General features: G+C 71.8%; 6 protein-coding genes and 1 pseudogene. 4 read left to right on the top strand and 3 right to left on the bottom strand.

Annotation, left to right across the window (positions count from 1 at the left end; genetic code table 11):
• From ACWGIS_RS35960 to ACWGIS_RS35950, 3 genes and pseudogenes are all read left to right on the top strand, one after another.
• Positions 1-165 (top strand): annotated as a pseudogene (locus ACWGIS_RS35960) (S-(hydroxymethyl)mycothiol dehydrogenase); the annotation flags it as partial.
• A gap of 102 nt (positions 166-267) precedes the next feature.
• Complete coding sequence (locus ACWGIS_RS35955) at positions 268-705, top strand: glutaredoxin domain-containing protein (RefSeq protein WP_453366719.1); 438 nt, start codon at positions 268-270, stop codon at positions 703-705.
• Positions 706-1,016: 311 nt separating this feature from the next.
• Positions 1,017-2,357, top strand: coding sequence for a hypothetical protein (locus tag ACWGIS_RS35950; protein WP_453366721.1), 1,341 nt, complete (start codon positions 1,017-1,019; stop codon positions 2,355-2,357).
• A 67-nt stretch (positions 2,358-2,424) separates the two neighbouring features.
• Here ACWGIS_RS35950 and ACWGIS_RS35945 read toward each other — a convergent pair whose 3' ends face one another.
• Together ACWGIS_RS35945 and ACWGIS_RS35940 are read right to left on the bottom strand one after the other, a co-directional pair.
• Positions 2,425-4,491, bottom strand: a complete 2,067-nt coding sequence (locus tag ACWGIS_RS35945; RefSeq protein ID WP_453366720.1) for an NAD(+) synthase — start codon at positions 4,489-4,491, stop codon at positions 2,425-2,427.
• Between the two features lie 303 nt (positions 4,492-4,794).
• Positions 4,795-5,154, bottom strand: a complete 360-nt coding sequence (locus ACWGIS_RS35940) for a DUF6204 family protein (protein ID WP_453366718.1) — start codon at positions 5,152-5,154, stop codon at positions 4,795-4,797.
• A 237-nt stretch (positions 5,155-5,391) separates the two neighbouring features.
• On the opposite strand from ACWGIS_RS35940, the gene ACWGIS_RS35935 reads away from it, so the two are divergent.
• Positions 5,392-7,254, top strand: coding sequence for a PAS domain S-box protein (locus ACWGIS_RS35935; protein ID WP_453366717.1), 1,863 nt, complete (start codon positions 5,392-5,394; stop codon positions 7,252-7,254).
• Positions 7,255-7,333: 79 nt separating this feature from the next.
• On the opposite strand, the gene ACWGIS_RS35930 is transcribed toward ACWGIS_RS35935, so the two are convergent.
• Complete coding sequence (locus ACWGIS_RS35930; RefSeq protein WP_453366716.1) at positions 7,334-7,828, bottom strand: GNAT family N-acetyltransferase; 495 nt, start codon at positions 7,826-7,828, stop codon at positions 7,334-7,336.
• Positions 7,829-8,180 lie beyond the last annotated feature (352 nt).

Genomic DNA, 8,180 nt, shown 5'->3' with positions numbered 1-8,180 from the left:
GACTGTCTGCCGTCGCGGGACTTCCCGATGCTGATCGACCTGCATCTGCAAGGGCGCCTGGACCTGGGTGCGTTCGTCTCGGAGACGATCGCGCTTGACGAGGTGGAGAAGGCCTTCGAGCGGATGCACCACGGCGACGTCCTGCGCTCGGTGGTGGTCTTCTGACGGCAGGCGTCCCGCCCCGGCGCCCCGAGGGCTGGCACCTCCGGCCGTGACGGCGGGGCCGCCCGCGCCGCCGGGGTGGCGTCACCGGTAGCGTGCGTCGTCATGATGCGAGCGTGGATCCTGCCTGCGGTGCTGGTACTCGCCGGGGCGGCCGTGGTGTCGGGTCCGGCGGGCAGAGGGGAGTTCGGGGTCGCCGTGCCCCTCCTGCTTCTGTTCCTCGTGCTCGCCGGACTGCACTCGCCGCTGGCGTTTCCCCGGTCGCTGAGTGCGGCTGAGGCGCAACGCCGCAGCACGGCCGACGGCCGGCCGATCGTGTACTGGCGGGCCGGCTGCACGTATTGCCTTCGCCTGCGCATCCGGCTGGGCCGCGGCGCCGACCGTGCGCACTGGGTCGACATCTGGCGTGATCCGGCCGGGGCCGCCGCGGTGAGGGCGGTCAACGACGGGAACGAGACGGTGCCGACGGTCGTGGTCGCGGGCCGGCCGCACGTCAATCCCGATCCCGCCTGGGTGCGCTCACAGCTGCCCCGCTCACGGTGACGGCGCGGAAGCCGTCACCGTGACGACAGGGAGAGCGCGTCGGCCGTGCTCGGGCGGCCGGACACCGGCGTCACCGGCCCCATCCGGGGAACGACCTGGCCGCCGTGGGCCGGGATCCGCTCCCGCGCGATGATCATCCGTCGGCCGTTGTTCGTCGTCGCGACTCGGGGCGGTGGCCGGGAGTTGGGCTGTCGGCTACAGCCTTCTCGACGGCATCGGCCGTCGTGGCCGGATGCGTCGAGCCGAGCCGACGAAAGGCACCGACCGTGCGCCCACCCACCCCGTCGTCCACCCGCGTGACCACCCTGGCCGTGGCGACGGCGCTGCTGTCGTCCCTGGCCGCGGGCGTGCCCGCCCACGCCGTGACCTACGGGACGCCGACGATCAGGCTCTCCGCCGCCTACCTGTCGGGAGCGGTCGGCGCCACGGCCGACCCCACCGTCACCGTGACCGTCGCCCAGAGCGGCGCCGACGCCTCCGCACTGACGGTCACCGCGTCGAAGACCACCTCGTCGTCCGTCGCGGCCACCACGGACGTCACCGTCACCGGCACCGGCGGGACGCGCACGCTCGGGGTGACCGCCCACTCCCGCGGCTACACCGACCTCACCGTCAAGGTCACCGGCCTCGGCGGCAAGACGGCGACCACCACCCTGCACTACGCCGCCTCGCCGGCCGTCCAGCACTCCGCGGACGCCCGCTATCTCACCGGCGCCGGCGACGCCTCGGCAGCCGTGGACGTCGGCGGCGGCCACCTCCTCGTCGCCAACGACGAGGACAACACCCTGCGGCTCTACAACGGTTCCGTCTCCGGGGCCCCGGTCAGGACGTGGAACCTCGACTCCGCGCTCGACGCGGACAAGGAGGCCGACATCGAGGGCGGCACCCTGGTCGGCAACACGGTCTACTGGACCGGCTCGCTCGGAAACAACAAGGACGGCGAGTACCGGGCCGACCGGAACACGGTCTTCACCACGACGCTCTCCGGTTCCGGCGCCGCCACCACCCTGACCTTCGGCAGCGCCTACCACGGCCTCCGCGACGACCTGGTGCGCTGGGACCGTGCCAACGGCGACCGGCTCGGCTTCGCGGACGGCACCGCCGCCGGCTCCGTCCCCAAGGCGGTCGACGGATTCAACGTGGAGGGCCTGGAGTTCGCACCCGGCAGCACCACCACGGCCTACGTCGGCTTCCGCGCGCCGCTGGTGCCCCCGGTGACGGACGGCGACGCCCTGCTCGTGCCGGTCACCAACTTCGACAAGGTCGTCAAGGGAAGCAGCGCGGTCTTCGGCGCGCCCGTCGCACTGGATCTGGGCGGCCTGTCCATCCGCGACATCCGCCGCAACGCCCTGAACCAGTACCTGATCCTCGCCGGGTCCTGGGCCGCGGACGACAACAGCGACCCGTACGCGCTGTACTCGTGGGACGGAGTGGCCGGGCACCAGCCGGTCAAGGTGCTGGACCTGCCGACGTCCGACGCGGGCGGCTGGGAGGCCATCGCGGCGGTGCCCGACCTCACCCGGCCCGGCGCGCGGGTACAGCTGGTCACCGACGACGGCGACGCGGACCTCTACGGGGACGGCACGGCCGTGAAGGACCTCGACCACCCGGAGTGGCAGAAGTCCCGCAGCACCTGGTTCACCCTCGGCTGAGGGCGACCCCGCTGCCGTCCGGTCACGCCGCTGCCGTGACCGGACGGCTCGTCCGTACCGGCGTCCGTCACTCGGAGGGCGCGTCGGTCTTCCGCGGCTCACCGGGGTTGTTCCAGCGGGCCAGATCGCGCAGCCAGGCCTGGGCCGTGCTGTCGGAGGGCGCCCGCCAGTCGCCGCGCGGTGAGAGCGAGCCGCCGGCCGACACCTTGGGCCCGTTCGGCATGGCGGACCGCTTGAACTGCGCGAACCCGAAGAAGCGGCGGCAGAAGACCTCAAGCCAGCGCCAGATCTCCGCTAGGTCGTACTCGCCGCGCTTGGGCTCGGGGAAGTTGGGCGGCCAGACGCCCGCCTCCTTGTCGTGCCAGGCGTGCCAGGCGAGGAAGGCGATCTTCGACGGCCGGAACCCGTACCGCAGTACGTGGAACAGCGTGAAGTCGTGCAGCGCGTACGGCCCGATCTTGGACTCCGTGGACTGCATCTCCTCGCCTGGCACGAGTTCGGGGCTGATCTCCGTGTCCAGGATCGCCGTCAGCGTGCGGCCGGTCTCCTCGTCGAACTGGTCACTGCCGACGACCCAGCGGATCAGGTGCTGGATGAGCGTCTTCGGCACGCCGGAGTTGACGTTGTAGTGGCTCATCTGGTCGCCGACACCGTACGTGCACCAGCCGAGCGCCAGCTCGGACAGGTCACCGGTGCCGAGCACGATGCCGTCGCGCTGGTTGGCCAGCCGGAACAGGTAGTCGGTGCGCAGTCCGGCCTGGACGTTCTCGAAGGTGATGTCGTAGACCGGCTCGCCGGAGGAGAACGGGTGGTCCATCTCCTTGAGCATGAGCCGGGCGGTGGGGGAGATGTCGATCTCGGCCGCGGTGATGCCGAGCGAGCGCATCAGCTTGTGCGCGTTGTCCTTGGTGTGGTCGCTGGTCGCGAAGCCCGGCAGGGTGAAGCCGAGGATGTCGGTGCGCGGGCGGCCGGCGCGGTCCATCGCGCGGGCGGCGACGATCAGTGCGTGCGTGGAGTCCAGGCCGCCCGAGACGCCGATCACGACCTTGGGGCCGCCGATCGACGCGAGCCGCTGCTGGAGGCCCGCGACCTGGATGTTGTAGGCCTCGTAGCAGTCCTGGGCGAGACGCTCGGCGTCGGCGGGGACGAAGGGGAAGCGCTCCACCCGGCGCTTGAGCCCGAGGTCCGTCGACGGCGGGTCGAGCCGGAACTCCACCTGCCGGAAGCTGTCGGTGCGGGCGGCGTGGGCACGGCGGTTGTCGTCGAAGGTGCCCATGCGCTGGCGCTCCTGCCGCAGCAGGTCGAGGTCGACGTCGGCGACGGCGTACCGGTCGTCCTGCGGGAAGCGGTCGGTCTCCGCCAGCAGGACGCCGTTCTCGTAGATCATGGTCTGGCCGTCCCACGACAGGTCGGTCGTCGACTCGCCCCCGCCGGCGGCCGCGTACACGTACGCGGCCAGACAGCGTGAGGACGCGGAGCGGCACAGCATCCGCCGGTCCTCGGCCCGACCGACCGTGATGGGGCTGCCGGAGAGGTTGGCCAGCACGGTCGCGCCCGCGAGAGCGGCCTCGGCGCTCGGCGGCACCGGTACCCACATGTCCTCGCAGATCTCCACGTGCAGCACCAGGCCGGGCACGTCCTGCGCCGCGAACAGCAGGTCGACGCCGAACGGCACGCTCTCGCCGCCGAAGCGGATCGTCGCGCCGCGCTCGTCGTCGCCTGCGGCGATCTGCCGCCGCTCGTAGAACTCCCGGTAGTTCGGCACGTAGGACTTGGGCGCGATGCCGAGAATCCGGCCGCGGTGCACGACCACCGCGCAGTTGTAGACGCGGTGCCGGTAGCGCAGCGGGGCGCCCACGACGAGCACCGTCATCAGGTCCGCAGACCCGGCCACCACGATCTGGAGCGCTTCCTCGACCTCGTCGAGCACGGAGTCCTGCAGCAGGAGGTCCTCGATCGAGTAGCCGGACAGGCACAGCTCGGGGAAGATCGCGACGGCCACCCCCTCGTCCGCGCAGCGGCGCCCCTGCCGCAGCACCGCCTCCGCGTTGGCGGGCGGGTCGGCGATGGCGGCATGCCCGGTGCACGCGGCGATCCGCGCGAATCCGTGCTGATAGAGCGACCAGAAGTTCATCGAGACTCCGCATCCGTCCATGTCCTGCGTCACGGTCCGGTGGTGCGCCTACCCGGAACGCCCGTGATCACAGACTAAACGGTGGTCTTCACCGGGTGAAAAAGCGCACTCGTGTCGGAGTGGCCGCCCGTTGACCAGCGCGTCTTACACGGCAGGGGCACGCGGCGCGCTGCCGGGCACCGTCCGCGACCGCCTGCGCCCGCAGGGGCCGCGCGGAGCGGCGGAGCGACGCACGGCTGTCGCCCGGTTCCACCGGCCCGGCGACCATGGCCGGGCCGGGCCGCCTCGCAGGCGGTCAGGCGGTCAGGCGGTCTGCTGGGCGGCGGCGCGGCGCTGCCGCTTGCCCAGCGGTGCCTGCGAGAGGTCCTCGGCGCTGCTCCTGAGGTTCTTGTAGCCGTACCCGCGTGCGGCCAGCCACGCCTTCGCCGCCTCTTCGGCGCGCTCGGTCGCCTCCAGGATGTCCTCCTCGGCCTGACCGGAGTCCTGGAAGCGGAACGTGAAGGCGGTCCGTGCCGCCAGGTCGTAGCTGAGGTGTCCCTCGGGGGTGAAGGCCGCCCGCAGTACGTCGTGCTCCGCCGCACGGGACAGGAGCTCGGCCCGCTGCTCGGGACGCAGGTCGGCGAAGACGCCGCGGACGGTGACACGGAAGGTGCGCGTACTCATGCGCTGAACCTAGTCACCGCGACCGGCGCGGTTCCACCGCTTTTCCACCTGCCGGGGAGCGCCTGCCGAACGGCTCCGGCGCGCCGGCCGCTGCGACCGGGACGGGCTCGTCCAGGGCAGAGAGACGTCACAAACGAACGTTTGCGGACAAGCGACCTGCGCCGCGGCCGGTTGATGCTGAAATGTTCCATGCACTCGGGAAGGTACAAGGCATCCTCCGGAATTCACTCGCTCCCCGTGGCCGAGGAGCCCTTCCGCGCACTGCTGGAGGCGGCTCCCGACGCGATGGTGATCGTGGACGACGCCGGGGTGATCCGCCTGGTCAACGCCCAGACGGAGTCGCTGTTCGGCTACCCCCGCAGCGAACTGCTCGGGCGCCCCGTCGAGATCCTGGTCCCGCAGCGTTTCCGCGCCCAGCATCCGAGCCACCGCCTCGGCTACTCCGGCAACCAGCAGGTCCGCCCGATGGGCGCCAACCTGGAGCTGTACGGACTGCGCAGGGACGGAGCCGAGTTCCCGGTCGAGATCAGCATCAGCCCGCTGCAGACGCCCGACGGACTCCTCATCTCCGCCGCCGTGCGCGACGTCAGCGAACGCCAGGCGGCCGAAGCGCGCTTCCGCGCCCTGCTGGAGGCCGCCCCGGACGCCATCGTCATCGTGGACGACGGCGGCACCATCCAACTGGTCAACGCCCAGACGGAGACCCTGTTCGGCTACGGACGCGAGGAACTCCTCGGCCGCCAGGTGGAGATGCTCGTCCCGCAGCGCTTCCACCAGTTCCACCCCGCCCACCGGCACGGCTACGTCGACAACCGCCGCGTCCGCCCGATGGGCGCGGGCCTGAACCTGCACGGGCTGCGCAAGGACGGGGGCGAGTTCCCCGTGGAGATCAGCCTCAGCCCGCTGGAGACCCCCGAGGGCACCCTCGTCTCCGCGGCCATCCGGGACGTCAGCGAGCGCAAGGCCGCCGAAGCCCAACTGGCCCAGCTCTACGAGCAGCAGCGCCATGTCGCCCTGACGCTGCAGCGCAGCCTGATGGGCTCACCCGCCCCGCTGCCCGGGATGGACACCTCCAGCCGCTACTTCCCCGCACGACAGGGCGCCGGTGTGGGCGGGGACTGGTTCGACCTGATCGCCCTGGGCGGCGGCCGGGTGGGAGTGCTGATCGGCGACGTCATGGGCCGTGGCCTGGAGGCGGCCGCCGTCATGGGCCAGTTGCGGTCGGCCTCGCACGCCCTGGCCAAGACCGGCATGCCGCCCTGGCAGTTGATGCGCGCCCTGGACGCGGTCGTCAGCGAGATGCCCGACCAGCTCGTCACCTGCTGCTACATGATCCTCGACCCGGACGAGAGCGCCCTGACCGTGTGTTCCGCCGGACATCTGCCGGTACTGGAGGTGGATGTCACCGGGCGGGTCCGCAGACTCCCGGTCCCGGTCAGCGTGCCCCTGGGCGTAGGCGAGGTGCCCCACCAGGAGACCCGGCTGACCGTGCCGCCGGACTCGGTGCTGGCCCTGTACACCGACGGCCTGGTGGAGACCCCCACCAGCGACATCGAGGAGCAAATCGGCGCGCTGGCGGTCGCGTTGGAGAAGGCCGTCAGCGCCACCCCCTGTCTGGAGCGGGCCGCCGACGCCGTCCTCGCCGCTCTGCTGCCCGACCCGCAGGACTACGCGGACGACGTGACCCTGCTGCTCACCCGTATCCCTCCGGCGCCGCTGACCGCCGTCTCCGCGCTGCTGTCGGCGCAGCCGGTGAGTGTGGGGGAGGGGCGCCGCTTCCTGCGCCGCACCCTGCGGGACTGGGACTGCGAGGACCTGATCGACACCGCCTGCCTGCTGGCCTCCGAACTGCTCGCCAACTCCGTGCGGCACGCGTGCGACCCCCTGCGGTTGCGGCTGCGCCGGACGAGGGACGAACTCAACATCGAGGTGTGCGACGGCAGCCCGGTGCTGCCGCAGGCCAGGACCGCCGCGCTCGACGAGGAGTCGGGCCGCGGACTGGCGCTGCTGGACCAACTGGCCCTGTCCTGGGGCACCTTGCCCACGCAGGAGGGCAAAGCGGTGTGGTTCTCGCTCCCTCTGCCCGATCGCGGTCCCTGAGACGCCCTCGCGCGGCGCGTTCGCCGGGAACGGCGAACGGGGAAGGGCGCGCGGGGCCGCCCCTGACGACCCGGGGTGACTACCGGGTCGGTCCGGAGAGGGGACGGTGATAACGAATGCCTGGGCGCCCGCTGAGCGTGATGTCCCCGACGACGGTGAACCCGTTACGGGCGAGGACCTTCTGCGAGGCGAGGTTGTCCGTCGTGGTGCGCGCGACGAGGGACGTCAGCCCGTACGTCGCGGCGGCACGTGCGCACACCTCGGCGACCGCGGCGGTCGCGACGCCCCGTCCCGTCGCGCGTTCGCCGATGCGGTACCCGAGTTCGGCGTTTCCGTCCTGGACGTCCACGAGATTGACCCTGCCCACGAGGTCGCCCCGCTCGTCCACCACGACGTGGAAGTGGCAGGCGCCGGTGTCCTGTTCGGCGAGGAGGGCACGGTGGCGAGCCGCGAACTCGCTGAAGTAGTCGTCGCCGCGGTCCGGGATGATCCGGGCGAAGAACTCCCGGTTCTCCCGCTCGAATGCCAGTAGCGCCGGCGCGTGGTCGGCCCGCAACCGCTCCAGCTTCGTCATGGCGGCAGCATACGACCCGGCGATCACCTACCGCCGGGAGCCGGGACGAGTACGCCGGGGAGGAAGGAGGCGTACCGGTCAACCACGGGTGAGCCGGGCGAGGTGGGGGTCCAGGTGCTGCACGCGTCCGGGCAGTTCCTCGCGCACGTCGCCGGGGGGCCTGATCCGGGACCGGCCCCTGGTGGAGGTGCCGGGGTTCCCATGCCGGCGCAGGTGTCGGCCCCGGACCAGACCAGCCGCGTACCCGGCAACGGGGCGCCGATACAGGAACTTTGTGCACAAGACGTGAGAATGCTCCGCACATACGGGTAGGGGCGCACCGACCGTCGGTGCGCCCCTCCCCGTATGTGAG

It is taken from the genome of Streptomyces sp. NPDC054842 (genome assembly GCF_053611025.1).
Note: the sequence above shows the minus strand (reverse complement) of the source record. Positions and strands in the feature narration are given on the sequence as shown.